This window comes from Rhodococcus sp. P14, assembly GCF_000256505.1.
Lineage (GTDB): Bacteria > Actinomycetota > Actinomycetes > Mycobacteriales > Mycobacteriaceae > Rhodococcus > Rhodococcus ruber.
The window spans coordinates 1-248 of sequence record NZ_AJFC01000423.1; the positions used below are offsets into that span (position 1 = coordinate 1).

The 248-nt window shown below is 71.8% G+C and carries 1 pseudogene; it reads left to right on the plus strand.

The features are described from left to right. Positions 1-248 (plus strand): annotated as a pseudogene (locus tag OEY_RS0127810) (hypothetical protein); the annotation flags it as partial.

A 248-nucleotide genomic window follows, 5' to 3' on the forward strand; every position in this document is an offset into this window, starting at 1 on the left:
CCCCGCCGTGGTCCGTGGCCTGGTCGCGGTGCTGCGTCGCCCGGTCGCCGACGGGGTGACGACGGTGCTGCCCGAGCAGTTCCTGCTGCGCCCGGAGCGCTTCGCCGCCGGAGAGCATGTGGTGACGGTGAACTGGTCGACGGTGCCGCCGTCCAAGATCACCCCCGGTGGGGCGTTCGATCCGCAGCGTCGCCGTCACATCCACTGGGTCGACGTCGAGGCCGGACCGCTGGTCTTCCGGTTCTTCG